21 protein-coding genes are annotated in these 26,329 nt (G+C 60.4%); 8 read left to right on the forward strand and 13 right to left on the reverse strand.

Going from position 1 to position 26,329, the window contains the following annotated elements; translation table 11 throughout:
- Positions 1–66 precede the first annotated feature (66 nt).
- Positions 67–2,487: a xylulose 5-phosphate 3-epimerase gene (locus B2589_RS05340; protein WP_286815863.1), complete on the forward strand. Its 2,421-nt coding sequence runs from the start codon at positions 67–69 to the stop codon at positions 2,485–2,487.
- Here B2589_RS05340 and B2589_RS05345 read toward each other — a convergent pair.
- Positions 2,468–5,203 (reverse strand): cation-translocating P-type ATPase, encoded by a 2,736-nt coding sequence (locus tag B2589_RS05345; protein WP_286815864.1) that lies wholly within the window; start codon positions 5,201–5,203, stop codon positions 2,468–2,470. The two genes, B2589_RS05340 and B2589_RS05345, sit on opposite strands and share 20 nt — an antisense overlap.
- Before the next feature lie 125 nt (positions 5,204–5,328).
- Entirely contained in the window at positions 5,329–5,940 is a 612-nt protein-coding gene (locus B2589_RS05350; RefSeq protein WP_058341994.1) for a Yip1 family protein, read from the reverse strand.
- A gap of 191 nt (positions 5,941–6,131) precedes the next feature.
- Here B2589_RS05350 and B2589_RS05355 point away from each other — a divergent pair, with 191 nt between their 5' ends.
- Positions 6,132–6,935: a dienelactone hydrolase family protein gene (locus B2589_RS05355; protein WP_286815865.1), complete on the forward strand. Its 804-nt coding sequence runs from the start codon at positions 6,132–6,134 to the stop codon at positions 6,933–6,935.
- A gap of 73 nt (positions 6,936–7,008) precedes the next feature.
- Here B2589_RS05355 and B2589_RS05360 read toward each other — a convergent pair whose 3' ends face one another.
- From B2589_RS05360 to cysZ, 5 genes are all read right to left on the reverse strand, one after another.
- Complete coding sequence (locus B2589_RS05360) at positions 7,009–7,215, reverse strand: cold-shock protein (RefSeq protein ID WP_008939715.1); 207 nt, start codon at positions 7,213–7,215, stop codon at positions 7,009–7,011.
- A gap of 263 nt (positions 7,216–7,478) precedes the next feature.
- Positions 7,479–7,859, reverse strand: a complete 381-nt coding sequence (gene crcB, locus B2589_RS05365; protein WP_094624925.1) for a fluoride efflux transporter CrcB — start codon at positions 7,857–7,859, stop codon at positions 7,479–7,481.
- A 14-nt stretch (positions 7,860–7,873) separates the two neighbouring features.
- Positions 7,874–10,321, reverse strand: a complete 2,448-nt coding sequence (locus B2589_RS05370) for an acyl-CoA dehydrogenase (RefSeq protein ID WP_286815866.1) — start codon at positions 10,319–10,321, stop codon at positions 7,874–7,876.
- Positions 10,322–10,461: 140 nt separating this feature from the next.
- Positions 10,462–13,326: an RNA polymerase-associated protein RapA gene (gene rapA, locus B2589_RS05375; RefSeq protein ID WP_286815867.1), complete on the reverse strand. Its 2,865-nt coding sequence runs from the start codon at positions 13,324–13,326 to the stop codon at positions 10,462–10,464.
- A 19-nt stretch (positions 13,327–13,345) separates the two neighbouring features.
- Positions 13,346–14,095: a sulfate transporter CysZ gene (gene cysZ, locus B2589_RS05380; protein ID WP_286815868.1), complete on the reverse strand. Its 750-nt coding sequence runs from the start codon at positions 14,093–14,095 to the stop codon at positions 13,346–13,348.
- Positions 14,096–14,190: 95 nt separating this feature from the next.
- Here cysZ and B2589_RS05385 point away from each other — a divergent pair, with 95 nt between their 5' ends.
- The gene (locus B2589_RS05385) at positions 14,191–14,595 is read left to right on the forward strand and encodes a VanZ family protein (protein ID WP_036219163.1); all 405 of its coding nucleotides are present in this window, start codon (positions 14,191–14,193) and stop codon (positions 14,593–14,595) included.
- Positions 14,596–15,061: 466 nt separating this feature from the next.
- Here the strand turns inward: B2589_RS05385 and B2589_RS05390 are convergent, their stop codons facing one another.
- Positions 15,062–15,721 (reverse strand): 50S ribosomal protein L11 methyltransferase, encoded by a 660-nt coding sequence (locus tag B2589_RS05390; RefSeq protein ID WP_094624920.1) that lies wholly within the window; start codon positions 15,719–15,721, stop codon positions 15,062–15,064.
- 375 nt (positions 15,722–16,096) lie between these two features.
- Between B2589_RS05390 and mnmH the strand changes: the two genes are divergently transcribed.
- The 5 genes from mnmH to B2589_RS05415 all read left to right on the forward strand — a co-directional run bounded on the left by mnmH (position 16,097) and on the right by B2589_RS05415 (position 20,658).
- Positions 16,097–17,206, forward strand: coding sequence for a tRNA 2-selenouridine(34) synthase MnmH (mnmH, locus tag B2589_RS05395; protein ID WP_286815869.1), 1,110 nt, complete (start codon positions 16,097–16,099; stop codon positions 17,204–17,206).
- A 136-nt stretch (positions 17,207–17,342) separates the two neighbouring features.
- Entirely contained in the window at positions 17,343–18,173 is an 831-nt protein-coding gene (locus tag B2589_RS05400; RefSeq protein ID WP_286815870.1) for a mechanosensitive ion channel family protein, read from the forward strand.
- A 158-nt stretch (positions 18,174–18,331) separates the two neighbouring features.
- Positions 18,332–18,880: an aminoacyl-tRNA deacylase gene (locus B2589_RS05405; RefSeq protein ID WP_058342002.1), complete on the forward strand. Its 549-nt coding sequence runs from the start codon at positions 18,332–18,334 to the stop codon at positions 18,878–18,880.
- A 77-nt stretch (positions 18,881–18,957) separates the two neighbouring features.
- Positions 18,958–20,253, forward strand: a complete 1,296-nt coding sequence (locus B2589_RS05410) for an FAD-dependent monooxygenase (RefSeq protein WP_286815871.1) — start codon at positions 18,958–18,960, stop codon at positions 20,251–20,253.
- A 39-nt stretch (positions 20,254–20,292) separates the two neighbouring features.
- Positions 20,293–20,658, forward strand: a complete 366-nt coding sequence (locus B2589_RS05415; RefSeq protein WP_022988513.1) for a histidine triad nucleotide-binding protein — start codon at positions 20,293–20,295, stop codon at positions 20,656–20,658.
- A gap of 50 nt (positions 20,659–20,708) precedes the next feature.
- Here the strand turns inward: B2589_RS05415 and phoU are convergent, their stop codons facing one another.
- The 5 genes from phoU to B2589_RS05440 all read right to left on the reverse strand — a co-directional run bounded on the left by phoU (position 20,709) and on the right by B2589_RS05440 (position 26,224).
- Positions 20,709–21,431, reverse strand: coding sequence for a phosphate signaling complex protein PhoU (gene phoU / locus B2589_RS05420; protein ID WP_058342005.1), 723 nt, complete (start codon positions 21,429–21,431; stop codon positions 20,709–20,711).
- A 30-nt stretch (positions 21,432–21,461) separates the two neighbouring features.
- On the reverse strand, positions 21,462–22,349 hold the full coding sequence (pstB, locus tag B2589_RS05425) for a phosphate ABC transporter ATP-binding protein PstB (protein ID WP_286815872.1): 888 nt from the start codon (positions 22,347–22,349) through the stop codon (positions 21,462–21,464).
- 11 nt (positions 22,350–22,360) lie between these two features.
- Positions 22,361–23,638 carry a phosphate ABC transporter permease PstA gene (pstA, locus tag B2589_RS05430; RefSeq protein WP_232901161.1) on the reverse strand — a complete coding sequence of 426 codons (1,278 nt, stop codon included), beginning with the start codon at positions 23,636–23,638 and terminating at the stop codon, positions 22,361–22,363.
- Positions 23,631–25,019 carry a phosphate ABC transporter permease subunit PstC gene (gene pstC / locus B2589_RS05435; RefSeq protein WP_286815873.1) on the reverse strand — a complete coding sequence of 463 codons (1,389 nt, stop codon included), beginning with the start codon at positions 25,017–25,019 and terminating at the stop codon, positions 23,631–23,633. The genes pstA and pstC overlap by 8 nt, the downstream gene beginning before the upstream one ends.
- A 158-nt stretch (positions 25,020–25,177) precedes the next feature.
- Positions 25,178–26,224, reverse strand: a complete 1,047-nt coding sequence (locus B2589_RS05440) for a substrate-binding domain-containing protein (protein ID WP_414673932.1) — start codon at positions 26,222–26,224, stop codon at positions 25,178–25,180.
- Between the last annotated feature and the right edge of the window lie 105 nt (positions 26,225–26,329).

The raw sequence follows: 26,329 nt of genomic DNA on the forward strand, positions 1-26,329 counted from the left end.
TCAAGGGCCCCTCCCGGCACTGCCATTAAACTGCTCTGACAATTATCAATGTCATGGAGGCCGACTATGTCTTCGCCCATTAAACAGGTTCCAACGCCGGATGCGACCGCGGCGAGCCCGGTGTTCCAGTGCTGGCAACAGGGCTATGGCATAATCCGGCACTCTGAGGCCACCGCTCGCCAGGTACAGGCGCTGGCACAGAAACTGGTGGCAGCAGGCCAACAGCCGGACGCCGACAGCGTATACCGCAAACTGATCGCCCTGGACCGGCTGACCAGCGCCGGCCTGTGGCTGGTGGTGCACATGACCTACTGCAACCGGGTGGATATTACCGGTGCCCCGCTGCAACCCAAGGACTTCAAAACCGCCCCGGAAGGCCATACCGGTGGCGCGCTCAACATGGTGCCGGCCTATGCCGCCTACCTGGCCCTGAACAACCTGACCGGACAAACCCGAAGCTGGCTGATGGGCCAGGGCCACTGCGTTGCTGCCGTAGACGCCATCAACGTTCTGACCGGTAACCTGCACCCGGAACAGAAAACCCGGTACCAGGCCGCAGACGGCCTGTCCCGCCTGGCCTCGGATTTTTACAGCTACCGGCAAAAGCCCGACGGCTCCATGGCATCGCCTCTGGGCAGCCACGTTAATCCGCACACCGCCGGCGGCATTATTGAAGGCGGCTATCTGGGGTTCGCTGAGCTGCAGTACGCCCACATGCCGCTGCCCGGTGAGTCCCTGGTCGCCTTCCTGTCTGACGGCGCAGCTGAAGAACAGCGCGGCAGTGACTGGATACCCCGCTGGTGGCGGGCGGAAGACTGCGGGCAGGTGCTGCCGGTGATGATCGCCAATGGTCGCCGCATTGAACAGCGCACCGAACTGGGTACCCGGGAAGGCCTGGAGCGCTTCGAACAGCACCTGGAAGCCCGTGGCTTTGCGCCTTTCCGCTTTGACGGCAAAGACCCGGCTGCCTTTGTCTGCGCCCTGTACGAGATGGAAACCGCACTGGCCGCCAACGGCGAGGCAGCCAAAAAAGGCGAAACCGCGTATCCGGTGCAGATTCCCTACGGCATTGCTGAAACCGTCAAAGGCTTCGGCTTTTACGGCGCCGGCCAGAACAGCGCCCATAACCTGCCACTGCCGGGCAACCCCCGGCTGGATACCCGGGCCAGGGATCTGTTCCAAGAGCACATTGTGCCCCTGTGGGTTGAACCAACCCATCTCCAGCAAGCCGTTGCCGAACTGAACGAACACGCACTGCAACAGCGCCCGCTGGAGCGGGACCACGCCCTGGCCACCCGAAACCCGCCGGAACCTTCCATACCGGCCCTGCCCTGGGGCCAGAACCAGAGTTCGCCCATGTCGGCCGTCGACGAATTCTTCCGGGCACTGGTGGAGGACAACCCCGGGTTACGCCCCCGGGTGGGCAATCCTGACGAACTGGCCAGTAACCGCCTGACCGGTATCCTGGCTGACCTGAAACACCGGGTTAATGACCCGGAAAGCCGCCAGGAATCGATCCACGGCAAGGTTATCACCGCCCTGAATGAAGAGGCCGTGGTGTCTGCCTGCCTGGCCAACAAGGCCGGCCTGAACCTGGTCGCCAGCTACGAAGCCTTCTGCGTGAAAATGCTCGGCGCCATTCGCCAGGAGCTGATCTTTGCCCGGCACCAGAAAGAAGTGGGCCGGCCGGCCCGCTGGCTGGGCTTTCCGGTGATAGCCACCTCCCACACCTGGGAGAACGGCAAGAACGAACAGTCACACCAGGACACTACCTTCTGCGAAGCCATGCTGGGCGAGATGAGCGATGTTTCCCGGGTTCTGTTCCCGGCGGATTACAACAGCACCCTCGCAGTTCTGCCTTCGGTCTTTACTGAACGGGGCCGGATCAGCTGCATGGTGATCCCGAAGCGGGAGCGGCCCTGCGTGTTCAATGCCGGTGAGGCAGAAACCCTGGCCCGCCACGGCGCGCTGGTGGTCGACGAAGACACCTCCACCGGAGAAGAACCGATTCTGCTGATTGCCAGCGGGGCCTACCAGCTGTCTGAAGCCATCCGGGCCTGCGAGCGCCTGCGGGAAACCGGCACCGCGTTCCGGCTGGTGTACCTGCAGGAGCCCGGGCGCTTCCGCCAGCCCCGGGACCCGCACGAAGCCGCCTTCTGCCTGAACGAATTCGAGCGGGAGCGGTTGTTCCCCCATCGCCTGCAGCGGCGGGTTGCGCTCACCCATATGCGCCCGGAAGTATTCCGGGGCCATCTGCACAACCTGTTCCCCCAGCCGTCCCACACCCGGGTGCTGGGTTACGTCAACCGTGGCGGCACCCTGAACGAAAGCGGCATGCTGTTTGCCAATCACTGCTCCTGGGGCCACACCCTGGCAGCCTGCGCCGAGGTGCTGGACAAGCCCCCCGGAGCCTGGCTCTCCAGTGCCGAGCTGGCCGCCGTGGAAGGCCGGGGTGACCCCTCCGTGATTACCCGCGGGCTGCCCTGAAGCGCCGGCGGATTGCCGTTTCCAGCTCCAGCAGCACCAACACCGCGACACCGGCCAGTACCGCAAATCCCAATGCTTCAGGGGAGAGCGCGGTACTGGCAAAGGTGCCCTGAAACCAGGGCACCCAGGTGAACAGGGACTGCAGGACAATCACCGCGAGCACTGCCAGCAGTACCACCGGAGTACCCAGCACACCCCGCAAGGTGATCGACGGCGTATCCAGGTAACGGACCGCAAACAGGTAGAACACCTCCATGGCCACCAGGGTATTCACCGCCAGGGTACTGGCCACCACCGCATCGTCATAGTTGTACATGGCCCAGAACCAGGCGCCGAAGATACCCGCCAGGAACAGCAGGGAGACAAACACGACCCGCCAGACTACAAAGCCCCGGAGCAGGGATTCGTCCCGTGGCCGCGGCGGCTGGGCCATCACGCCCGGCTCCGGCGGCTCGAAGGCCAGGGTCATGGCCAGCACCACCGAACTCACCATATTCACCCAGAGAATCTGCAGGGCGGATATGGGCAGCGCCAGCCCCAGCAGCAAGGCCGTGATCAGACTGATCGACTCGCCGCCGTTAATCGGCAGCATAAAGGCAATGCCCTTGCGCAAATTGGTGTAGACCGTACGTCCTTCCCGCACCGCGGCCACAATGCTGGCAAAGTTGTCGTCCAGCAAGACCACCGACGAAGCCTCGCGGGCCGCTTCCGAGCCTTTCACGCCCATGGCGATACCCACATCCGCCCGCTTCAGGGCCGGGGCATCGTTCACCCCGTCACCGGTCATGGCCACAACGCCATGCAGGGCCTGCAGGGCTGCCACCAGCCTCAGCTTGTGTTCTGGGCTGGTGCGGGCGAAAACATCCACTTCACCGGCCGCCTGCTGCAGCTGTTGCTCGTCCATGGCGTCCAGGTCCTTGCCGGTGAGCACTTTGTCGGTATTCCGCAACCCCAGCTTGCGGGCGATGGCTCCGGCGGTCAGGGCGTGGTCGCCGGTGATCATTTTTACCCGGATACCGGCACTGTGGCATTCTTCGATAGCCCGGATGGCTTCCTGCCGGGGCGGGTCCAGCAGGCCCACCACACCCAGCAGTTCAGCCCCCTGCTCCAGCTCTTCCACAACCAGCTCACGGCTGCCGGCTGTCACGGGCCGGCGGGCAATCGCCAGCACCCGCAGGCCTTCGGACGCCATCCCCGCAATGATTCCGTCCCATGCCGGGTGGTCAAGTTCAACCGGCTCACCGGTGTCCGATAACTGGTGCGAACACATCCGCAGAATCCGCTCTGGCGCGCCTTTCAGGTAGGCCACCTCATGACCATGATGATCATGGTGCAGGGTCGCCATAAAGCGGATATTGGTATCAAAGGGTACTTCATCGACCCTTGGCCAATCCCGGGCACTGGCTTCTACATCGAACTCCGCCTTGCTGGCGAACACCTTCAGCGCGGCTTCCATGGGGTCGCCATGAATCACGGCCCGGCCATCCCGGTGGCTGATACTGGCATCGTTGCACAGGGCCGCGGCCCGCGCCATTTCCGCCAGCACAGGGCTGGCATCTGCCGGAGCATCGTTGCGGCAAACTGCACCCTCAAAACTGTAGCCCTCGCCGGTGACATCGAAGCGCTGGCCACCGGCCACTGCGGCGGTCACCATCATTTCGTTACGGGTCAGGGTTCCGGTCTTGTCGGAACAGATCACCGACACCGCACCCAGGGTTTCGATGACCGGCATACGCCGGACCACGGCCTTGCGGCGAGCCATCTGGCGCACACCAATGGCCAGGGTAATGGTCAGAATCGCGGGCAAGCCCTCGGGAATGGCCGCAACGGTGAGCCCCACCACCGCCATGAACAGCTCCCGGAACTCCAGGCCGCTGAACGCCAGGCCGCCGAAGAAAATCGCCACCCCGGTCAGGATGACAATAATCGACAACACCCGGGCAAACCGGTCCATCTGCTCCAGCAAGGGCGTTTTCAGGGTGGTCGTGCTGGCCAGAAGGCCGGAAATCCGGCCAATCTCGGTACTGGCGCCGGTACGCACCACCACACCCCGGCCGGTTCCGGTGGCCACCATGGTGCCGGAAAAGGCCATGCCGGTCTGGTCACCCAGGGCAGCCTCGGCCTCGACCGGCTCGGGGGTTTTATCCACCGCCTCGGATTCGCCGGTCAGGATGGCTTCTTCAATTTTCAGGTTGTGGCACTTTTCCAGGCGGATATCCGCCGGTACACGGTCACCCGGTTCCAGCAAAATGGTATCGCCCGGCACCAGTTCTGCTGCATCCACCTGGTGCTGGCCATCGTTCCGGACAACCCGGGCTTTCGGCGCCAGCATGTGCCGGATAGCCGACAGCGCCTGTTCGGCCCGCCCCTCCTGCAGAAAGCCGACCAGGGTCTGGATGACCACCACTGCCAGGATGACCCCGGCATCGACCCAGTGGCCGAGGGCACCGGTAATCACCACCGCGGTCATCAGCACATAGATCAGGAAATTCTTCAGTTGCCGGCCAAGGCGGGCAAGCGGGCCGGATGCGGCCGCTTCCGGCAAACGGTTGTAGCCCAGGGTGGCCAGGCGTTCAGCGGCTTCGGCGTTGGATAATGGATGTTCGGCCTTCAGGCGTTCACGAGCCTCGGCGGCCGGCACAGCCTGCCAGTGCTCAGAAAGCAGGGACTCAGGCTCCAGCGCTGCGGAGTCGGAAGATGGGGGAGATCCGGTCATTACTGATTCCTTGTAGTGGACTCAACCATACTACAAGGCCGGCACAGGCCTTTGCCATTGGCACAGGTCAAATAAAAACGGGAGCCGAAGCTCCCGTAAACGATCCGAACACAGGTGACATCCGGTTATCCGCTGATAAAGACCGGGCCAGCCCCCAGGTTCCACAGGATCACCGAACCCACGCGGGTGGATACCAGGATCACCAGTGCGACCGTCAGCAAAGCGCCACCGTACATCACAGCACGCTCTTTCTCTATGCCCATCACAATGGGCAGACCGTCATACATTAACCAGGCGCCGTAGCAGGCCGCAGCCAGGAACACCGCAGCGTTGAACCAGGGCACCGGATACAACAGGGCAAAGCCCGCCAGGAACAGGGGCGTACAGGAATAAGCCGCCAGGGCAATACCATTGGAAGGCACGTGCTCTTCCTTGGCCCCGTAAGTCTTCGCCATCCAGTTGATGGCATAGCCGAGGGCAAACACCCCCACCAGCATTGCCACGTAGGTCAGGACACTCAGTTGAACCGCACTGATTTCCGTAAGCTTGATCAGCCGCTCGCTACCCACAGACCAGCCGAAGTGTGCTGTTGAAATATAGGCGCAGATGGGAGCAATAGCCGCCAGAATGGCGATGTAAGCGATATAGAGCCTGGTTGGATTTTCGTGTTCCTTTCTGATGGATACCCACTCCTGGTCAGGGTGAGTAAAGAGACCGAACGCATGTGACAGGAGCATAGACCACCCCGCATTGTTGCTGTTGTTGGTATGGGGATATACGGCGCCTGAACCAGTTCAGACTTACAACCGTTCCTGTACTTAACTATAGTCAAGAATACCGGTGGTAAAAGCCGGCTTTGATGCTATTTTGTTCAAAGCCCGCCGTTATCATACCCTTTAGTTCTTGATGAACAGGAGCAGGAACAGCCATGAAACCACGTTTGAACAAGCACTCACTCGCCGCCCTTACCCTGGCCATTGCCAGCCTCAACGCACAGGCCGAGCTTCGCACCGAGACCGTGGAATACACGCTCGATGGCCAGGTCTTCAGCGGCTATCTGGCCTGGGATGATGAAGCCGAAGGCAAAAGGCCCGGAATCCTGCTGGTACACGAATGGTGGGGCCACAACGACTTTGTCCGGGAACAGGCAGAACAGCTGGCGGCCGCCGGTTACACCGCCTTTGCCCTGGACATGTATGGCGAAGGCAAGCTGGCCGAGCATCCGGATACCGCCCAGGAGTTCATGAAACAGGCCACCCGGGATATGGAGCAGGTAAAAGCCCGCTTTATCAAAGCAAAGGAGCTATTGCAGAACCACGAATCGGTGGATGCTGGCAAGATTGCCGCCCAGGGCTACTGCTTTGGCGGTGCCGTGGTACTCAATATGGCACGGATGGGCGTCGACCTTGATGGCGTGGTGAGCTATCACGGTGCCCTGGCCAGCCCGCTGCAGGCCGAAGCCGGCAAAGTGACCGCACGGGTCCAGGTGTATACCGGCGGCGCCGACCCGATGGTGCCCTCAGAACAGGTGGCCGGCCTGGTTCAGGAAATGCAGGATGCCGAGGTGGACCTGACGCTGGTGAGCTTCCCGAGGGTCAAGCACTCCTTCACCAATCCGGGTGCGGATGCCTTTGCCGAAAAGTTCGGTATGCCGGTCGGCTACGACGAGGATGCCGCCCGCCGTTCCTGGGATGGCACCCTGCTGTTCTACCAGGAGCTGTTCGGCAGCTGATCCGACAAACCGGTCAGGCACAAAAAAAGGCAGCCTTGGCTGCCTTTTTTTGATGTTGCTGAATCCTCAAGGATTACAGGGCAACAACGTTCTCCGCCTGAGGACCTTTCTGGCCCTGAGTTACGGTGAACTCGACCTGCTGACCTTCGGCCAGGGTCTTGAAACCAGAGCCTTGGATGGCGCTGTAGTGAACAAATACGTCCGGGCCGCCTTCACGAGTGATAAAGCCAAAGCCTTTTGCTTCGTTGAAGAACTTAACAGTACCGGTAACAGTAGACATACGTAAACTTCCTGAAATCAATCATTTTATCTGCTGCCACACACCATTCTGGTGCTGGTCAGCGTGTTACGGAAAAACTGAACTCGCGGGATCAAAAACAGGACGGCACTACTAACTGCGGAGGTACGTCTTATTCATGAACTGCTTTGCTAATCTTTCCTTCAGGATTCACTCTACTCCTGAATTTCCGGCTTGCCAAGGGTAAATTCAATAATTTATGTAGGTAGTGATACCAAGGCCGGAGCGGTCATCCGCAACCGTCTTTATCCCCTGAACAGGGTGAAGGTCCAGAAGCCCAGGGCGGTCATCAGGATGGAACCAATCACGTGGGCCAGGATGCCGGTGAGGGCCACCGCCCACTTGCCTTCCTGCATGGCGGCAAACATTTCCAGGGAAAAGGCCGAGAAGGTCGTCAGCGCACCGCACAGGCCCGTTACGGCGAACAGCCGCCACTCCGGAGCCAGCGAACTGCTGTGGGTAAAGAAGCCCATCAGCAGTCCGATCAGCCAGCCACCACTGAGGTTGGCCACCAGGGTACCCCAGGGAATGGCATGGTAACTGGCATTCAGCCACAGGCTCAGGGCCCAACGCAGGTTGGCGCCGATCACGGCGCCAACACTGACAGCAACTACCGACAGCCACATATCAGCGGCCTGCTTCAGGCCGGATTGTGGTCAATGAGGGTGTCCTTGTTGCGGGCGAACTCGTCGAACGGGAAATCGTCGACGGTCAGCATTTCCAGCACCAGCGCCTCATACTCGCGCATGAAATCGGCCTCTTCCTGGCTGAAAATACCCGCTTCCAGGGCCGCCTCGAACCGTTCTTCCGGATGCAGGGCAGTCATGGGCAACTCGCCCTTGGCGTAGGCCTTGGTAGCTTTGCGGTACAACTGCTCTGCCTTGCCATAGTCCTTGAGCAGGCTGTTGTACTGAGCCAGCGGATTGGCCACATCACCCTCACCTGCCGTTGTCCACGCACTTTCTGTCAGCTTGCTGCGCACCGGCGTATCCGTGCTGATGCTGTTGGCCAGTTTGCGGGTAAGCTCGTCGCCCGGCTCAGCCCAGCGACGGCCCAGCGGCAGGGTTACCGCCCGCAACGCCATGGCGGCCGGCCGGTTGGGCAGGTTCTTCAGGAATTCGTCCAGGGCTTTCTCAGTACGATGCAGCAGCAGGGTCATGCTGTATTGCATCAGTTCCTTCTCGCCATCCACCGGCTGGGTTTCATACCAGTTCTTGAGCACCATGGAGGCCAGGTACAGGTTGGCCAGCATGTCGCCGAGGCGCGCGGAAATCAGCTCACGCATTTTCAGCTCTCCGCCAAGGGTGGTCATGGCCGCGTCGGCACACAGGCCGAAGGCAGAACTGAAGCGGGCAAGGGCCTGGGCATAGGGCCGCGACGCGCTGTCAAACGGCACGTCCGCCTTGCCGATACCCAGGGCCTGGGTGAAAGCGCGGGCAGCGTTGCCGAAGATCAGGCCGGCGTGGCCGAAGAAGGCTTCATCGAAGGCCTTGATGTCATCGTTATCCTTGGCCGCCAGCTCCTTGAGTACATAGGGATGGCAGCGAATTGCGCCCTGACCGAAGATCATCAGGCTGCGGGTCATGATATTCGCGCCTTCCACGGTGATCGACACCGCGGCACCACTGTAACCGATACCCAGATAGTTGCGCGGCCCCAGGGTAACCGTTTTGCCGCCGTGCACATCCATGGCATCGGTGAGGATGTCACGCTGGAACTCGGTCAGGTGGTACTTGAGAATGGCCGACGGCACCGCCGGCTTTTCGCCCTGGTCGATCATGTTGGCGGTATGGTTGACCGCAGACTGGGCAATGTAGGTCTTGGCAGCAATCCGCGCCAGCGGGGCCTGGACACCTTCCATCTCTGCCACCGGGGTGTTGAACTGGCGACGGATACGGGTGAAGCCACCGGCCGTGCCCACGGCATAGGCAGCCGCACCGGCAGCACCGGACGGCAGGGTGATACAGCGGCCAACCGACAGGCACTCAACCAGCATACGCCAGCCCTGACCGGCCATTTCCTGGCCACCGATGATGTAATCCAGCGGGATGAACACATCCTTGCCCTTGATCGGGCCGTTCATGAACGGCGAGCCGATGGGGCAATGGCGACGGCCGATGTCCATGCCGTCTGTATCCCGGGGAATCAGCGCACAGGTAATGCCGTGATCCCTGGTATCGCCCAGCAGGCCGTCCGGGTCGAACATCCGGAACGCCAGGCCCACCACTGTGGCCACCGGCGCCAGGGTAATCCAGCGCTTCTCGAAGTTCAGGCGGATGCCCAACACTTCCTTGCCGTCCACTTCCTGTTTGCACACGATACCGGTGTCCGGCAGGGAGGTGGCGTCGGAGCCCGCGCGCGGGCCGGTCAGGCCGAAACAGGGCACTTCCCGGCCATCCGCCAGGCGCGGCAGATAATAGTCTTTCTGCTCCTGGGTGCCGTATTTGACCAGCAGCTCGCCCGGGCCGAGGGAGTTGGGCACGCCCACGGTCACCATCAGCATTTCATTGGCGGCCAGTTTCTGCAGTACCGCCGTCTGGGCCTTGGCCGAGAAACCCAGGCCACCGTATTCCTTCGGAATGATCATGCCGAAGAATTTTTCCTGCTTCAGGAAATCCCACAGTTCCTTGGGCAGGTCAGCCCGCTCTACCGCCAGGTCCCAGGCATTGCACATGGAAATCGCCTGGGTGCACTGGTTATCCACAAAGGCCTGTTCCTCATCGCTCAGGCCGGTATGACGGTTGATCAGCAGGTTGTGCCAGTCCGGGCGGCCGGTGAACAGCTCGCCGTCCCAGCCTACGGTGCCAGCCTCCAGGGCCACCTTTTCAGTGTCGGAAACCTTCGGCGCCACCTTCTTGAACATGGCGAACACCCGGGGGGTCAGCCAGTTCATGCGGAACTGGGGCAAACCGGCAGCGGCCGTGGCTGCCGCACCCAGGAACAGAAGCAGGGTCAGCCAGCCGGAAGCCATAAACAGGGACAGCACACCCACCACCAGCATCACGCCGATGGCCGGTTTGGCACCGGACTCCCGGCGCATCACAAACAGCAGGCCGGCCAGTGCTACCAGAAACAGAATCAAAGTCATCGCAAGTTCTCTCTGTCTTCCATGGATTAGAGCCTCCGGCACGCAGCCGGAGCCACTTCGCTAACACTTCGTTACGTTCAACTTACCCTAACAGATGCCTGTATTCCAGATAACACACCGGATTCAGACAGTTAGGGGCCTCAGGATGTGACAATCACCCGGATTCCCTCCAGCGCCAGGCTGGCATGGCCCACCGCCTCGCGGGCGGCTTCCAGCTGTTTGCGCAGGAAGTCGATTTCCTCATCGCGAATAGCCGGGTTTACTTTCTGCAGGGCTTCAAGGCGGCGGATTTCCGGTACAAAGCCGGCTTCCACCTGCGCCAGCGCCTTTTCCTGCAGTGGTTCGAGGTTCGGTTCGGCCAGCCGCTCGGCATGGTCCACCATGGTTTCCACTTCTGCCCGGATCTTGGGCACGATGGCCTGGGCCGTCCGGCGGCGGATGTTGGAACACAGCTCGTTCAGCCGGTCATGGGGCAGGGCCTTGGACAGGTCCCGGCCGTTGACGTCTACCACCAGGCGCAGCGGCGAAACCGGCAGGTAGCGGGTCAGCTGCAGGGCTTCCGGCGCCGGACAATGCACGGCGAAAACAGCTTCCAGCAACAGGGTACCCGGCGGCAAGGCCTTGACCGACAGATTGGCCAGTGCCGCCTTGCCCAGGCCGGAACTGGTTACCGAATCCATCACCCCGGTCACGATCGGGTGCTCCCAGCTCATGAACGCCATGTCTTCCCGCTGCAGGGCCTGCTCCCGCTCCCAGGTGACGGTCAGCCCGTCTTCCGGCAACTCCGCCACATGGCCGGCCTGGTATTGCTCTCCGGGCTTGAGGACATCGGCGTGTTCGCTGTGGTCTTCCACATCAACACCCAGGATGTCGAACGCCTGCACCAGGTAATCCCGGACCCGGGCAGAGCCCTCTTCTTTCTCGATCTCGGCGATCAGCGCATTGGCTTCTTCGCGGCGACAGGAGTTCAGCTCGATCAAGGCATCCCGGCCGTTATGCAGCAGGGTTTTCAGGCGCCGGGTCTCTGCGGCGCTGTCCGCCAGCAGCGGCTCGATGACACTGTCATCGCCGTCCAGGGCTTTCTGCCAGTTATCGGCCACGTGTTCGTGCACCGCGACACCCACGGCGCAGCTCTCGGCAAAGGCGTTCAGGCCTTCATGGAACCAGCGGTACTGCAGCTCCTGGCTGGTGCCCTGCAGGTACGGGATATGAATCCGGATGGCTTCGGTCTGGCCGATACGATCCAGCCGGCCAATGCGCTGCTCCAGCAGGTCCGGGTTTTCCGGCAGGTCAAACAGCACCAGGTGATGGGCGAACTGGAAGTTGCGGCCCTCGCTGCCAATCTCGGAACAGATCAGCGCCTGGGCGCCCTGCTCGGTGTCGGCGAAGTAGGCGGCAGCCCGGTCCCGCTCCAGCAGGCTCAGGTGCTCGTGGAAGGCGGCACTGCGGATACCGGCGCGCAGCTGCAGGTAATGCTCCAGCGCCATGGCGGTGTCGGCCCGGGCACAGATGACCACCACCTTGGCCGGGCGCAGGCTGGCCAGTTTCTTTTCCAGCCAGGCCACGCGGGGGTCCTCGGCCAGCCATTGCTCTTCCGGGGCCGACTGCTCCGGCGCCAGGCCGGTTTTGCCGTGACGCACCTCTTCATAGAGTTCCGGGCACGGCAAAGGCTCCGGCAGCGGCTGGCGTTCGGGGAAGCCCTGAATGGCCGCGCGGGTATTGCGGAACAGTACCCGGCCGGTGCCGTGGCGATCCAGCAGGGCATCAATCACGGCATGGTGGGCGTTGTCCCGGGCCAGCAGCTCGCCCAGTTCACTACCAAGCCAGTCAGACAAGGCGGCCTTGTCGTCCTCGGCGATGGTGTCCGGGTTTTCCTGAAGCCGGCGCACCACCTGGTTGATACGCTCATACTGCTGCTCTTCCTGCCGGAAAGTGCCCAGGTTATGGAACCGGGCCGGGTCCAGCAGGCGCAGCCGGGCAAAGTGACTGGCAATCCCGACCTGTTCCGGGGTGGCCGTCAGCAACAGCAAGCCCTTGCTGGCCTCAGACAGGCTTTCTACCACTTCATACTCGGGGCTGGCCTGCTCCGGCGACCAGGCCAGGTGGTGCGCTTCATCCACTACCATCAGGTCCCAGCCGGCGGCGAGGGCATGGTTCCTGGCCTTTTCGCTGCGCACCAGGAAGTCCAGGCTGCACAGCACCAGCTGGTCCGCCTCGAACGGGTTAACACCGTCATCGTCGTCACCGAAGATGTGGTTTACCAGGGCATCGACATCATCTTCCTGGGCCTTGAGGTCGTCGTAGCGGCCCTGGTCGACGATGGAGAAACGCAGGTTGAAGCGGCGCAGCATTTCCACCAGCCACTGGTGAATCAGCGAATCCGGCACCACAATCAGGGCCCGGCGGGCGCGGCCGGTGTGCAGCTGGTAATGCAGGATCAGGCCGGCTTCGATGGTTTTGCCCAGGCCCACCTCATCGGCCAGCAGTACCCGGGGCGCGTGGCGGCGGGCCACTTCGTGGGCAATATAGAGCTGGTGCGGCAAATGCTGGGTACGGGCGCCAATCAGCCCCTGGGCCGGCGAGGCCCGCAGGCGATCCATGTGTTCCAGGGTCGACACCCGCAACCGGAAGGCTCCGTTACGGTCGAACTGGCCGGCAAACAGGCGTTGGTGCGGGGCAGAAAAATTCACCGAACCGGCCAGCTTCACTTCCGAAACCTGGTGGATATTTTCGCCATCGTCGGCGTGGTACAGCAGAACGCCGTTCAGGTCCTCCACGGCGCGCACAATGTATTTCTCGCCTTCGAAAGTCTCTATTTCCTCACCCATCTGGTACACAATCCTCGACAGGGGAGCATTATCGATGGCGTAGGTGCGCTCCTCATCGGCCGCGGGAAAGCCCAATGTGACCCTGCGCCCGGAAATGTCGGTAACAATTCCCAGACCCAAAGCGGTATCGCTGTGGCTTACCCAACGCTGACCAATGACAAATTCCGATGTTTCCAAGAAACCTCCGCTGACTGAATTACTGTTGGTTTGAATCGTTTTCACGCACCCAGAACGCGGTCGCACCGCACACGGCCGCCGGCACCACCACCAGGTTGAGCACCGGCACCATGGCCGCAAGGGCCACCGGCAGGCCGAAGCCCAGGGCCGAAAGCCGGCTGGCTGCCAGGTCTTTTCTTAATGTCGGGAAGCTGACCCGGTGGTTATCGGCCGGGAAATCCACATATTGCAGGGCCATCATCCAGCTGTTGAACAGGAACCAGAGCACCGCTGCCACCAGGTTAACGACCGGAATCAGGCCGATAATAAACAGGCCCAGCGCCCGGGGCAGGTAATAGGCAATTTTCTGGACTTCCCGCCACAGCGCCCGGGGAATGTCCTTGATGATGGCGGCCCAGCTGCCATCCGTGCTGACTTCCTGGCCGGTGAGGTGTTTTTCGGTCAACTCGGCCAGGTAACCATAAAAAGGAGAGCCGATCAGGTTGGCAACGATCACGAAGCCGTAGGCCAGCATCAGCAGGATAACCACGCCGTAGAGCAGCCAGAACAACCAATCGAGCGCTTGCAGCCAGGCCCAGTCGGGCAGCCAGGCCATGGCACCGGCGATCATCAGGGAGAACATCTCGGCCAGGAAATAGAACATCAGCCCGAACAGGATGACGTTGATCACAACAGGAATGATCACGAACAGCCGCAAGCCGGGCTGGCGAATCAGCCTGAAGCCCTCCCCCAGGTAGCCCAGTCCGCGAAAAAAGTTTCCTTTGAGCATTGCTGGTGGTCCTCCGCTGCCATGACAATAACGGGGCGCAAAGCATATCATGTCAGCCTCGTTCCCACAGCACGCAACCACCTTCGGATTACCCTATGACGCGACTCTGGCCAACCATCCGGCATATTCTTCACATGCGCCGCCTGTGGCAGGCCGTGTTGCTGGTGTCGGTTGTCGCCATTCTGTACCTGGCCACCACCAGCAGCAGCTACCCGATTCCGTCGTCCGATAATGACAAGGTCAATCACCTGATTGCCTTTATCGAGCTGACCATCGTTACCCGGCTGGCCTGGCCGCGCCTGAGCGCCTTCTGGTATGCCCCGGCACTACTGGGTTTCGGGCTGCTGCTGGAGGTGGTCCAGGCCAATCTGCCCTACCGGGATTTTTCCCTGGCCGATGTGCTGGCAGACAGCCTGGGGATTGCCATCGGCATGCTGCCCTGGCCCGGCACACGCAGGCCGCGCGAAATGGATTTGAGAGATTCGCCTGAATCCTTGTAAGAGATATCTCACAAGCCTGTAGGAACTTTCAGTGTCTTCACGTACGAAGACGCAGCCCGGCCCATAGCCACTTCCCGCAGAGCCATGAATTCAAAGAAAAAACTATTAATGTGATAGTTGAAGCCCGCAAATGGTGTGCGCCGGTCACACGTTTGTCAGATTGGCCTTGGTATAGTGGGAACCGTCAAGGATGACAGGGAAAAGGACGACGCACTGGATGCACCCCTGCAGGGACTGTGGGGAGAGGCAAGGACACAGGGATGCCTCGCTTAAGGGATAACGATTTGGATTGCCGGCTCGGACGCTGGCCATCAGGGAAAGACGCAAGGATTACGGTAACATGGCGGTTGCCCCGAGTGCACGGACGCACCACTTGTTCCGACTGTGAACTGCCCGGGATGGCGGTTCAAACCTGTTAAAGGGCAGCCCTTGAGCTGCCCTTTGTTTTTTCTGCCGTAGAAAATTCTCAGCCTGCACCTTCCGCCAGGTAGATACGCACCCTGTTGAACTCCTCGAATTCGTTCAGGTCTGGCCAGGTCCTGGCTTCAATCACCGTTTGCAGCTGATAAGCCGGGTTACCGAGATCCCGAACCCGCGAATCTGCCAGCAAAACCCGGCTTGCTGCCGCCCGGAACGCCTCCAGCAACGGCCGGTTGTCAGGGTCATAAAGCACATCGGCCGCGGTGACCAGGTCCAGGGATTCCGGCCGCGCCGCCCAGTCGTCACAAAGCTCCACCTGCACACCGTTAAGCCGGGCATTGGCTGCGGCAGCATCCAGCGCTGCCGGATCGATATCGCAGGCAATGGCACGGGCCGCACCCGCCCGCGCCGCAGCCACGGCAACCACGCCGGAGCCTGAGCCGAAATCCAGTACCGCTTTGCCGGCCACCAGCTCCGGATGCTGCAAAATCCAGCTGGCCAGCACCTGGCCGCTGGCCCAGCAGAATGACCAGTACGCCGGCTCAGCTACCACGGCCTGGGCTTCATCATGGCTCAGGGGACCTTCCAGTACCGAGGGATCAAACAGGTACAAGGGGAGGTCCGGGCAACCTGCCGGTGCCGATGCGGCCACACGGCCACGGCTCAGGGTCTTGCGCAGGTGCTGGTTCAGGTGTTCCGGGGTCATTGCTGGCTCTCTCGGCAGTCCAAACCGCCATTGTACCCTAGTGTCCCGTCTGACTAATTCCTTAACCTACTGAGCATCTGCAAAGCCGAAGAGTTAGGCGTGCTGGTGAAAATTTGGTGGTTCCAAATCGAGACAGCAGAACGACACTATTCGGCTTTTCAGATGCTCCCGAAGGGCTTGCCTCTGAGGACTCTGAGCCTGTGTTGCCAGTCCTTGATGTGGAACCACCACACCTGCAGACTGTCGCCTTGGTCAGAGTCCTCAGAGGCAAGCAGTAGATTAAGGAATTAGTCAGACGGGACACTAGCCGGGATGCCCGGAAATCGGCACTCCGGTATACTGCCGCCCTACCCAGAACAACAGCGATCCGTTGACATGGCAAGCAGACCCGATACCAGCGATTACCTCAACCTGTTCCTGAACGACGTGCCCCTGATGGACGTTCGCGCCCCGGTGGAGTTCAGCAAAGGCAGTTTTCCCAACGCTGAGAACGCGCCCCTGATGAACGACGGGGAACGCCACCGGGTGGGCATCTGCTACAAGGAAAAAGGCCAGGACAAGGCCATCGAGCTGGGCCACCAACTGGTCGCCGGTGATGTAAAAGCCCAGCGTATCGAAGCCTGGAAGCGCTTCGTAGCCCGTCACCCGGACGGCTACCTGTTCTGTTTTCGGGGTGGGTTACGCTCCCGTCTGACCCAGCAATGGATCAAGGACGCCGGCATTGATTACCCGCTGGTGAAAGGTGGCTACAAGGCCTTGCGACGCTTTCTGATCGACAGCCTGGACCAGCTGATCGACAGCGAAGACTTCCGCATTCTCAGCGGCCGCACCGGCACCGGCAAAACCCGGGTGCTGATGGACCTGCCCAACCCGGTCGACCTGGAGGGCCTGGCCAACCACCGGGGCTCCAGCTTCGGCCGGCAAGTCACCCCGCAGCCGTCCCAGATCGATTTCGAAAACCACCTGGCGGTTGCCATGCTCAAGGCACACCACCTGGTAGGCGGGCCGGTGTACCTGGAAGACGAAAGCCGGCTGATCGGCCGCTGCGCGCTACCGGAACACTTCCGGGCCCGCATGAGCGAATCGCCGCTGCTGATCCTGGAACAGCCCATGGCAGAGCGTGTCGATATTATCCGCACCGACTATGTGGAACACATGCTGGCCGACTACATCGCCCGGGATGGCGAAGAAGCCGGCTGGCTGAACTTCCGGGACTACCTGCTGAACGCCATCGACCGCATCCGGAAACGCCTGGGCGGGGCGCGCCACCAGGAACTTCGCGCCTTGATGGAGCAGGCCCTGGAGCAACAGGAACGCACCGGCGACACCAGCGGCCACCATCTCTGGATCGAAGCCCTGCTCACCGATTACTACGACCCCATGTACGATTACCAGCTGAGCCAGAAACAGGGCCGGATCCTGGTGCGGGGCGGCCCCGATGAAATCACGGCATATGCCAGAGAGCATCACAATCCGTATAACTAACCGCTGCGTAGCAACATTTTCTGACGCTGACATTTAATATGTCTGCTATATACTCTTTGTCAGATAAATATTGCACTGGCAATCATTTGTCGGTTTTAGCCACCTCAGAAAATACTAACGATCAAGGAGCTTCTCTATGGAAGACATCTTAGGCAACGGACAAGCGTCCGAATGGATTGACCAGGGCATCGCCCTGGTTATGGCCTACGCCCCGAAAGTAGTACTGGCCATCATCACCCTCATTGTCGGCCTGTGGCTGATCAATCGCTTTGTCGGCGTGCTGGACAACAAACTGGGCAAGAAAGACCCGACCCTTAACAAATTCCTGTGCGGCCTGGTCGGCGCCATCCTCAAGATTCTGCTTCTTGTCTCCGTAGCCTCTATGGTCGGCATTGCCACCACCTCCTTCGTCGCCATTATCGGTGCCGCCGGCCTGGCCGTGGGCCTGGCCCTGCAAGGCAGCCTGGGCAACTTTGCCGGTGGCGTACTGATCCTGATCTTCAAGCCATTCAAGGTGGGCGATGCCATCGAAGCACAGGGTTTCCTGGGTTCGGTGCGTGAAATCAGCATCCTGTACACCATCATCGACACCTTCGATAACCGTCGCGTGGTGATCCCGAACGGCCAGCTATCCAACGCCAGCCTGACCAACATGAGCGTGTACGAAACCCGTCGTTGCGATATGACCTTCGGCATCGGCTACAGCGACGACATCGACAAGGCCAAGGCAATCTGCAAGCGCCTGATCGAAGAAGACGAGCGCGCCCTGAAAGACCCGGCTCCGCTGATTGTGGTGGGTGGCCTGGGCGAAAGCTCTGTCGACCTGACCGTACGGGCCTGGACCAAGGCCGGCGACCTGTGGCCGTTCTACTGGGACATGCAGGAGCGCGTGAAGAAAGCGTTCGACGCCGAGGGTATCTCCATCCCTTTCCCGCAGCGCGACGTGCATATGTACAAGGCTGACTGACCGGAAGCCTGTCACACAGACACAACCGGTTATTCGCAAACTGCAGATCCTGCGCTAAGCTGTCGGTAAGGCGGGAAGTCACCCCGCCTTACCGGAGCCTGGCCCGGGATTGGCAGACGGCTCTGCAACACTGTCCATGTTGTCAGGAGGTTGTGAACATGCCGGTACAGCAGTTAAAAGATTACCTGGACAAGGCCAATGTGGAATACATGTGCCTGTCCCACCCTCCCGCCTTTACTGCCCAACAACTCGCCCACCATGTGAAGATTGCCGGTGACCGTGTGGTTAAAACCGTGATCATCGAACTGGATGGCAAGATGGCCATGCTGGTGATGCCCGCCACCTGGCGCGTGCGCTGGGACAGACTGTCCCGCATTCTCGACACCGACTTTGTGGAACTGGCAGACGAACAGGAATTCCAGGACAGTTTCCCGGATTGCGAAGTGGGCGCCATGCCACCGTTCGGCAACCTGTTCGGGATGACCGTTTATTGCGCCGAAGTACTCACCGAACAGCCCGAGCTGGCCTTTGCCGCCGGTAGCCACACCGAGTCCATCCACATGAAAACCCGGGATTTCCTCAACCTGGTGCAACCCATGGTGATCAATCAAGGCTTCACCCGCCCGGGCACCCAGAAACCGGCCTGGCTACTGAAGAACCGCAAACGACCGGAACCCCGGGAGGAAACCCTGCTGGCCGGATACTGAAACCCGCCGGATTGACCCCGGTCGCTTGTCTGGCGCCCGGCATCGCGTAAACTGATGCCATCAGACAGGAACCGGATATGAACCAAGCATTTGACACCATTATCGTGGGCGCCGGCATGGTCGGCGCCGCACTTGCCACCGGCCTTGGTCAGCAAGGCATCCGTGTGGCCCTGATCGACAAAGCCGAACCCAGCGCCTTCGATGCCTCCAGTGCCCCGGACATCAGGGTGTCGGCCCTGAGTGCCGGCAGCGAACGCTACCTGGACAGCCTGGGAGCCTGGCATTCCATCCTGGCCATGCGCGCCACACCCTATCGCCGCCTTGCGGTGTGGGACGAAACCCCCAACCCCCTGAGCCGACTACTGCCACCCTCCCTGACCGAAGTGGAATTCAGTGCCGAACAGCTCGGTGCCCGCCACCTGGGCCACATTGTGGAAAACAGCATCACCCAGCAGGCGCTCTGGCAGAGCGCCGAAGCCGAGCCGGACGTAGCCCTGATAACCGGCCGCAGCGTGCAGGACCTGAAGCAGGATCAACAACTGGCCCGGGTCACCCTGGATGATGGCAGCCAACTGGAAGCACAGCTGGTCATTGGTGCAGACGGTGCCATGTCACGGGTTCGGGACCTGGCGGGCATCGGCGTTACCCGCGATCAATACGACCAGCAGGCCATGGTAATTTCTGTGCGTTACCGGGGCAGCGTAGAAGACATCACCTGGCAGGGTTTCTACCCCAGCGGTCCGCGGGCCTTTTTACCCCTGCACAGCGCCGGTGAACAGTTCCCCGGTGAATGCTGGGGCTCGCTGGTATGGTATGACCACCCGGCCCGGCTGGCGGAACTCAAGGCCATGGATGAACCGGCATTGATGGCCGAGATCCAGAAACGGTTCCCCGCCCGCCTGCCGGAGCTGACCCATATCGATGCCCGTGCCAGCTTCCCCATTGCCCGCCAGCACGCCAGGCACTATTACCTGAACCGGGTGGTACTGGCCGGCGATGCCGCCCACACCATCAACCCGCTGGCCGGCCAGGGCGTAAACCTGGGTTTCCAGGATGCCCAGTGCCTGCAAGGTTTGCTGAAAGAAGCCCGGCGCGGTGGTGACGACCTCGCCTGCGAGCGCTGGCTGGCCCTGTACGAACAGCAACGCAGGCCCGCCAACCAACGCATGATGCTGGCCATGGACCTGTTCTATCATCTGTTCAGCAACGCCATACCGCCGGTACACCTTGTCCGTAACCTGGGCCTGGGCGCCGCCCGTGCCCTGCCCTTCGCCCGCAACCGCGTCGCCCGCTACGCCATGGGGCTGGACGACAAACTGCCCGCACCGCTTCAACAAATGGTCAATCGTCTGCCGGGTCTCGGCGGTCTATAGTGGTCAACTTGCACGCTTAACAACGAACAGGGAGTTTTCATGTCGGAAACCATCTTCACCAAAATCATCAACCGGGAAATCCCGGCGGACATCGTCTATGAAGACGACCTCAGCCTCGCCTTCAGGGACATCAATCCCCAGGCACCGGTACACCTGCTGATCATCCCGAAAAAGGCGATCGCGACCATCAACGACATTGAGGAAGGCGACCGGGAAGTGGTGGGACACCTGTACTGGGTAGCCGGAAAACTGGCCAGAGACATGGGCTTTGCCGAAGACGGCTACCGGGTGGTGATGAACTGCGGAGAGAATGCCGGGCAGACCGTGTTCCACATCCATTTGCACCTGCTGGCCGGCAAGCCACTGGGCTGGCCGCCTTACACTGACAAGATGAAGCAAGCCTGATTGCAGGCATCACGGGCGGAACCCGATATCACCGGATTCCGCCCTGGGTATCAGCGGCCGACGACGCGCTCTGCTTCTTCCATCGGCGAATGGCGAATATCCTCACCCTTGGCCATGAAAATCACGTGCTCGGCGATGTTGCAGGCGTGGTCACCAATGCGCTCGAGTGCGCGCAGTACCCACATCACCATCATGCAACGGGTGATGTTGCGGGTATCTTCCATCATGAAGGTCAGCAAGGCCCGGGCCGCAGCCTGGTACTCTTCATCGACCTGCTTGTCTTCTTTCATGATGCGCAGGGCCTGCTCGGAATCCAGCCGGGCAAAGGCATCCAGAGCATCGTGCAGCATGCTGAGCACGTGGGTGCCGATGTGGCGGATTTCCACGTAACCCCGGGGAGCCTGGCCTTCTTCGGTCAGCTTGATGGCCATCTTGGCAATTTTCTTGGCTTCGTCACCCACACGTTCCAGGTCCGCCACCATCTTGATCACGGAAATCACCAGGCGCAGGTCCCGGGCTGTCGGTTGCCGGCGGGCGATGACCAGGATGGCTTCTTCATCCAGGTCCATTTCCATCTTGTCGACCAGCTTGTCGCCAAGGCGGACTTTTTCCGCCAGCTGGCCGTCACTGTCAACCAGTGACTGGATAGCCTGCTCCACCTGGCTTTCCACCATGCCCCCCATGTTCAGGAACTGGGTTTTCAGCTCGTTAAGTTCATCGTTGAACTTACCGGAGATGTGATCTCCGTATACATCATCCTTTCTGTTCGGCATTTTCTTTGTCTCCAAGGTTCCCGGGCCTGCTTAACCAAAACGACCGGTGATGTAGGATTCGGTCAGTTCGTGGTCCGGCGAAGTAAATACTTTGTCGGTTTCGTTCACTTCCACCAGGTGGCCCAGATGGAAGTACGCCGTGCGGTTGGATACCCGGGCGGCCTGCTGCATTGAGTGGGTTACGATCACAATAGTGTAGCTCTCGGACATTTCCGCGATCAGCTCTTCCACCTTGGCGGTAGCGATCGGGTCCAGGGCTGAACAGGGCTCGTCCATCAGGATCACTTCGGGGCTGACGGCAATGGCCCGGGCAATACACAGGCGCTGTTGCTGACCGCCGGACATACCGGTGGCAGTGGCATCCAGGCGGTCTTTTACCTCGTTCCACAGGCCAGCCTTGCGCAGGCTGTCTTCCACGATATCGTCCAGGTCGGACTTACGATTGGCCAGGCCGTGAATACGCGGGCCATAGGCCACGTTATCGTAGATCGACTTGGGGAACGGGTTCGGCTTCTGGAATACCATGCCAACCCGGGCCCGCAGCTCAACCACGTCACGCTTGGAGTCGTAGATGTTCTGGTCATCCAGCATCAACTCGCCTTTCACGCTACAGATATCGATGCTGTCGTTCATCCGGTTCAGGCAGCGCAGGAAGGTGGACTTGCCGCACCCGGACGGGCCGATAAAGGCAATCACTTCGTTGCGGGCAATATCCAGGCTGATCTTCTTGATGGCCCGGCTTTCGCCGTAAAACACCTCAACATCCCGCAGCTTGAACTTCGGGTCGTCGGCGTAGGGGCTGCCAACGGTGACCCCTTCCTGGATGATCGTCTCTGCCGGGCGCTCGTCCTGTACGGGAACAGCGGGCGCCGCGGTGGTTTCGGTGTTGCTGGTTACTGTCGAATTCATAGTGTTCATGGTTTAACTCCTTACCACCGGCGCTCAAGACGTTTACGGAGCCAGATGGCCAATGCATTCATGGTGATCATAAAGGTCAGCAGGATCATGATTCCGGCAGAGGCAAGTTCAACAAAGCCCTGCTCGGCACTGCTGGCCCAGAGGTAAATCTGTACCGGGAGCACAGTGGCGGAACTGAAGAAACCGTCAGGAATCTCCACGATAAATGCCACCATACCGATCAGCAGCAGCGGTGCTGTCTCCCCCAGTGCCTGGGCCATGCCGATGATCGAACCGGTCATCATGCCGGGCATGGCCAGGGGCACCACATGGTGCAGTACCACCTGCATTTTCGAGGCGCCGATGCCTTCCGCCGCTTCACGGATAGAGGGCGGCACACTCTTGATGGCCGCACGGCTGGAAATGATGATGGTGGGCAGGGTCATCAGCGCCAGCACCAGGCCACCCAATACCGGTACGGAGCGCGGCAAGCCGAACACCCCGATAAACACCGCCAGGCCCAACAGACCGAAGATGATCGACGGTACCGCCGCCAGGTTGTTGATGTTGACCTCGATAAAATCGGTGAACTTGTTCTGGGGCGCAAATTCCTCCAGGTACACCGCTGCCGCAACCCCCATCGGGAAGGCAATCACCAGGGTAACCACCATGGTCAGCAATGAGCCGACAATGGCGCCCAGAATACCGGCATTGGACGGCTCCCGGGAATCGCCCCGGCTGAAGAACACATCGTTGAAACCGGTGTCTACCACGCCCTTCTGAACCAGCTCATCCACCCAGCGCTGCTGCTGTTCCGACAAACGGATGCTGTAGGCAGGATTGTCGGCATGTTTCACATAGACCGACACCGTGTCGTGCACCAGGAACTCCATGGTCTGGGTAGTACCCAACAATTCCGGCTGCCGGGCCAGCAGGTCCTTGATCTGGTTGCTGGCATAGCTACCCGCCAACCGGCTCAGCTCCCGAAGGTCCTTACGCTCCTCCACCTCGGGAAAATGCTTCTGCAGAGCCGTTATGATGGGCGCCTGGAAGTCCGCCATGGACATCTGGTCTTTGTCAGACGCGTCATCCAGGTACATCTGCTCGCCATCAAGCACCACCTCAAGGGTCATGGTGGTCTTGATAAAGCCGGTGTAGCCCTTGCCGATGATGTCGGTAAACAGCACCACCAGGGACAACAAGGCGATGGCGATGGCGGTCATGCCGTAGAGCCGGAACCGGCGCTCCTTGCGGTACCGCCGCTTGAGTGACTGGCGGACAATCTCCGCCTGTGAACGTTGATCAGTCATACTGTTCCCTATACTTGCGGACAATCTTCAGGGCAACCACGTTGAGGGCCAGGGTTACGATGAACAGCATCATGCCCAGGGCAAACGCGGCCAGGGTCTTGGCGCTGTCGAATTCCTGGTCACCGGTCAGCAGGGTGACAATCTGCACCGTAACCGTGGTGACGGAATCCAGCGGATTGGCCGTCAGGTTGGCTGCCAGGCCTGCTGCCATCACCACAATCATGGTTTCACCGATGGCCCGGGAAGCCGCCAGCAGGATGCCGCCCATAATTCCCGGCAGGGCCGCGGGGAAAATTACGTTCTTCATGGTTTCTGACTGGGTGGCACCCAGTGCCAGGGAACCGTCCCGCAGGGTCTGGGGTACGGCGTTGATCACGTCGTCAGACAACGATGAAACAAACGGAATAATCATGACACCCATCACCAGGCCCGCCGCCAGCGCGCTCTGGGATGAGGCTTCAAGGCCGATACTTTCAGCCAGGTCCCGTATGAACGGGGCAACCGTAAGGGCCGCAAAAAAGCCGTATACCACGGTTGGGACACCTGCCAGCATTTCCAGCAGCGGCTTGATCACCGCCCGGGCCGGCCTGGTTGCGTACTCAGACAGGTACACCGCAGACAGCAACCCCACAGGTACCGCTACCAGCAGCGCAATGGCCGAAATCAGCAGGGTGCCGGTGAACAGCGGGATGATACCGAAAGCACCGTCTGAACCTACCTGGTCGGCACGCAGGGCAGTCTGGGGGCTCCAGGACGTGCCGAACAGAAACTCGGTAATGGGAACCTTGCCGAAGAACCGGAAGGTTTCAAAAATCACGGAAAAGACAATACCGACGGTGGTCAACACGGCAACCGCCGCACAGACAAAGAAAATCCACCGCAAGGTGCGCTCCACGTTTTCGCGGGCGTTGATGTGGGGTTGTACCCGGGTCCAGGCATAGGCAGCGCCCAGTACCGCAAGAAGAATCACCAGCGTGGCCTTGAAGCTGGCACTGCGCTGTTTGAGGGCGTCCAGAAGGTCCGCCGCACCCACCACTTCCGGGGGTACAAACTGCGGATCCAGCTTGTCGGCTGCCACGTTGTTGATCTGCGAAAGGATAAGGCTCGCCTGCCCGTCAGACTCAGGTGCAAGTTCTGCCGGCAACGAAGCCACCACATAGTTCTGGATAACCTTGCCTTCAAAACCCGCCCACAGCGCCAGGACAATCAGCGCAGGGATCGCGCACCACAAAGCGGCACGGGCCGCGTAGTAAAAGGGCAGCGCCTTCAGATTGCGAATACCGCCGATGGGCTCGGCTACCGCGCGCGAGCGCATGTAGGACAAACCATAGGCGATGACGGCAATCACCAGGATCAGAGGCAACAGATTGGCCGTTTGCATAACGTTCTCTGTGTCGTGTGAATGTTGAGTTAAAGCCAGCTCAACGTTTTTATTATTGTGCCAGTTTAGCGGCTGTTTTATTCATCTGGTTGTAACAAAAGAACGCGAACCTCCCCGGCCCGCGTTCTTTGTCGTCGTCCCTGACTACCCGGAGCTGCTTAGAGCTCGTTGCCGGTCATCGGCTTCAGGTTGCGCACATTCTTGGCCACGTCCATGCGAGTGTTGCGCGGGTTCGGAATCAGGCCTACGTCGACCAGGTAACCGTTGTCGCCCCAGGCGCCTTCAGTAGTGAATTCCTCGGCATATTCCTTGATGCCCGGAACCACGCCTACGTGGGCGTTCTTGATGTAGAAGAACAGGGAGCGGGCAACCGGGTAATCTTCATCAGCGATAGTTTCCGGAGTCGGCTCAACGCCACCGATGGTCGCGGCCTGGATCTGGCTGCTGTTTTCCATCAGGAAGCTGTAACCGAAGATACCCAGGGTGTCCTTGTCCTGCGCCAGGCGCTGAACGATCAGGTTGTCGTTTTCGCCAGCCTCAACAAACGGGCCGTCTTCACGCATGCTGTGGCAAACGCTCTTCATTTCTTTCTTCGGCATGGCCTTGATGAAATCGAAGGTCTTGCAGCCACCTTCCATTGCGATTTCAACGAAAGCATCACGGGTACCGGAAGTCGGAGGCGGGCCCATCACGCTGATTTCCAGGTTCGGCAGGCTGGAGTCGATCTCGCTCCACTTCTGGTAAGGGTTAGCGACCAGCTTGTCGCCGCCCTTGGGATCCGGAACTTCCTTGGCCAGGGCCAGGAACACCTGCTTCAGGCTCAGGTCCAGCTTGCCAGCATCTTTGGAGTTGGCGATAACGATACCGTCAGCACCGATTTTCACTTCGGTGATTTCCTTCACGCCATTGCTCTGGCACAGCTCGAACTCGCTCTTCTTCATGCGACGGGAAGCGTTAGTGATGTCCGGGTGCTGGGTACCGATACCGGCACAGAACAGCTTCAGACCACCGCCGGAACCGGTAGATTCCAGTTTCGGAGTCGGGAAGTCGGTGTTACGGCCAAAACGCTCGGCAACTACAGTGGCGAACGGATAAACAGTGGAAGAACCGACGACATTGACGGTATCACGGGCCATGGCCGGGGTGGACACGGCGGCAATGCTGCCCGCCAGGGCAACAGAAGCGATTGCAGCTTTCAATTTCATCACGTTATGTCTCCAGTATCGGTGGACGTTATGTTGGTATCTGCTTTACCGATGAGTGCATCCTAGGGAGACTCTGTGACAACTTTGTTACAGCTTTTGAAATAT

This window comes from Marinobacter sp. UBA3607 (assembly GCF_002375525.1).
GTDB lineage: Bacteria > Pseudomonadota > Gammaproteobacteria > Pseudomonadales > Oleiphilaceae > Marinobacter > Marinobacter vinifirmus.

What these genes read in the sequence shown, in the direction of transcription:
- B2589_RS05340 (WP_286815863.1), top strand. Translation starts at nt 67, where the DNA reads ATGTCTTCGCCCATTAAACAGGTTCCAACGCCGGATGCGACCGCGGCG.
- B2589_RS05345 (WP_286815864.1), bottom strand. Translation starts at nt 5,203, where the DNA reads ATGACCGGATCTCCCCCATCTTCCGACTCCGCAGCGCTGGAGCCTGAG.
- B2589_RS05350 (WP_058341994.1), bottom strand. Translation starts at nt 5,940, where the DNA reads ATGCTCCTGTCACATGCGTTCGGTCTCTTTACTCACCCTGACCAGGAG.
- B2589_RS05355 (WP_286815865.1), top strand. Translation starts at nt 6,132, where the DNA reads ATGAAACCACGTTTGAACAAGCACTCACTCGCCGCCCTTACCCTGGCC.
- B2589_RS05360 (WP_008939715.1), bottom strand. Translation starts at nt 7,215, where the DNA reads ATGTCTACTGTTACCGGTACTGTTAAGTTCTTCAACGAAGCAAAAGGC.
- crcB (WP_094624925.1), bottom strand. Translation starts at nt 7,859, where the DNA reads ATGTGGCTGTCGGTAGTTGCTGTCAGTGTTGGCGCCGTGATCGGCGCC.
- B2589_RS05370 (WP_286815866.1), bottom strand. Translation starts at nt 10,321, where the DNA reads ATGACTTTGATTCTGTTTCTGGTAGCACTGGCCGGCCTGCTGTTTGTG.
- cysZ (WP_286815868.1), bottom strand. Translation starts at nt 14,095, where the DNA reads ATGCTCAAAGGAAACTTTTTTCGCGGACTGGGCTACCTGGGGGAGGGC.
- B2589_RS05385 (WP_036219163.1), top strand. Translation starts at nt 14,191, where the DNA reads ATGACGCGACTCTGGCCAACCATCCGGCATATTCTTCACATGCGCCGC.
- B2589_RS05390 (WP_094624920.1), bottom strand. Translation starts at nt 15,721, where the DNA reads ATGACCCCGGAACACCTGAACCAGCACCTGCGCAAGACCCTGAGCCGT.
- mnmH (WP_286815869.1), top strand. Translation starts at nt 16,097, where the DNA reads ATGGCAAGCAGACCCGATACCAGCGATTACCTCAACCTGTTCCTGAAC.
- B2589_RS05400 (WP_286815870.1), top strand. Translation starts at nt 17,343, where the DNA reads ATGGAAGACATCTTAGGCAACGGACAAGCGTCCGAATGGATTGACCAG.
- B2589_RS05405 (WP_058342002.1), top strand. Translation starts at nt 18,332, where the DNA reads ATGCCGGTACAGCAGTTAAAAGATTACCTGGACAAGGCCAATGTGGAA.
- B2589_RS05410 (WP_286815871.1), top strand. Translation starts at nt 18,958, where the DNA reads ATGAACCAAGCATTTGACACCATTATCGTGGGCGCCGGCATGGTCGGC.
- B2589_RS05415 (WP_022988513.1), top strand. Translation starts at nt 20,293, where the DNA reads ATGTCGGAAACCATCTTCACCAAAATCATCAACCGGGAAATCCCGGCG.
- phoU (WP_058342005.1), bottom strand. Translation starts at nt 21,431, where the DNA reads ATGCCGAACAGAAAGGATGATGTATACGGAGATCACATCTCCGGTAAG.
- pstB (WP_286815872.1), bottom strand. Translation starts at nt 22,349, where the DNA reads ATGAACACTATGAATTCGACAGTAACCAGCAACACCGAAACCACCGCG.
- pstA (WP_232901161.1), bottom strand. Translation starts at nt 23,638, where the DNA reads ATGACTGATCAACGTTCACAGGCGGAGATTGTCCGCCAGTCACTCAAG.
- pstC (WP_286815873.1), bottom strand. Translation starts at nt 25,019, where the DNA reads ATGCAAACGGCCAATCTGTTGCCTCTGATCCTGGTGATTGCCGTCATC.
- B2589_RS05440 (WP_414673932.1), bottom strand. Translation starts at nt 26,224, where the DNA reads ATGAAATTGAAAGCTGCAATCGCTTCTGTTGCCCTGGCGGGCAGCATT.